Consider the following 1,561-nt stretch of genomic DNA (forward strand, 5'->3'; position numbering starts at 1 on the left):
CTCCCCCGAGGGTGTCGAGGGGCAGACCTGTGTGCTGATCCAGGGCGCGGACACCTGGGCGCGGACCTACTACCGCAACGCCACCGGCAGGCCGCTGGACGCGGAGCTGACCCTCATGGGCCCCGGCGGCCGTACCACCCGTACGCGCTGCGACATCGGAGCCGACGACGAGCCCGCCACCTGTGAGACCCCCCGCGAGCACAGCCGGGGCGGCGCGGACGGCTACATGGCGGTCACGGAGTTCGCGGAGCGCGGCCCCGCGGGGGCGCTGCTGCTGCGCTCGGGAAGCAACTCCGGTGATTCGGAGGTCAGTTGAGAACGCGCGGCGCGTCGGGTACCGGACGCGGGCATGGAAAGACCCGGTTGCTGGCGACGGGGGATGCACCAGCAACCGGGCTACTGGAACGGTAACAAGAGATCGGCCGTTCGCAAATTCCGACTCAGGCATTCGGCCATCGAATTCCCACCGATTTCCGTGTCGGAGCCGGGAGTTGTGACGGGAGTCACCCGTCGGTCACCCGGTGTCATGACTGACCGACCGTTCAGTCATGACACCTTCGCGGGTGCCGTCAGCTGAGCGTGACCTGCCGGTTGGTCAGTCCGCCGCGTTGGCCCGCTCCAGGGAGGCGGCGACCTCCGGGGTGGCGTTCTCCGCGTCCGGCACCCAGAACTCGAAGCCGCTGTGCACCACCGGCTCGAACGCGCTCTCGGCGGCCAGCAGTTCCTGGAGCCGGGGCCCGTCGGCGGGGGCGCGGCGGCCCTGTACCGGGGTGCCCGGCTCCGCCTCCAGCGCGCGCTGGAGGGTGTCGGCGAGGTCGCGGCTGATGTCGCCGGACGACGTGTCGTTCTGCAGGCCGATCAGGACCGAGCCGTCGTCGCGGCGCAGCGCGGGCCAGGCCATCGGCAGCACGGTGGCGAGCGTGACGGAGGGGACGCCCTCGGGCAGGCCGTCCTTGAGGGTCAGCTCCACCGTGGCGGCCGGGACCAGCTCGCGCAGCGCGACCCAGTCGCACTCGCCGGGCAGCCCCTCGAAGGGGCGGTGGACCAGCTCGGTCACCGCGTGCGCGGCGTCCCGGCCGTGGCACGCCTTGTAGCGCCGGCCGCTGCCGCAGGGGCAGGGCTCACGGCCGCCGACCACCGGAACGGCACCATCTGCCCCGCCCGCCGCCTGCGGGCGCTCGGCCTTCGTCTGGGGTCGCTTCTTGGCCATCGTGGATGTCTCCCGGTTACGGCGCTTCTCGTACGGCGGGAGCCTAGCCGTTCGCGCCATCGCCGACGGGAACCTGTGGACAACGGGCTTGCGGGGGGCGGCCATCGGCGCGCCCCGCGACGGGAGACGGCCCCCTCACCACCCCCGTGCGCGGACCCGCCCCGCCCCGGCTCCCAGGCCGGGCCAGGTCCCCCCGGCTCTCGGGCCGGGCCAGGCCGCCCGGCTCTCAGGCCAGGTCCTCGAACGCCTCGGCGAGGTCGAGGCCGGACAGATCCGGCGGTGCCGACGCGGTGAGCGTGGCGGTGACATGATCGCGACGGCAGTGGGCATCCGGGTCGTGCACGTCCCCGT

General features: G+C 73.4%; 2 pseudogenes. One reads left to right on the forward strand and one right to left on the reverse strand.

The features are described from left to right. A pseudogene (locus ACPC54_RS41895) lies at positions 1-316 on the forward strand (hypothetical protein); the annotation flags it as partial. 285 nt (positions 317-601) lie between these two features. Here the strand turns inward: ACPC54_RS41895 and ACPC54_RS41900 are convergent. Beyond that, positions 602-1,210 (reverse strand): annotated as a pseudogene (locus ACPC54_RS41900) (DUF5926 family protein); the annotation flags it as partial. Positions 1,211-1,561: the final 351 nt, after the last annotated feature.

It is taken from the genome of Kitasatospora sp. NPDC094028, from assembly GCF_049543595.1.
Lineage (GTDB): Bacteria > Actinomycetota > Actinomycetes > Streptomycetales > Streptomycetaceae > Kitasatospora.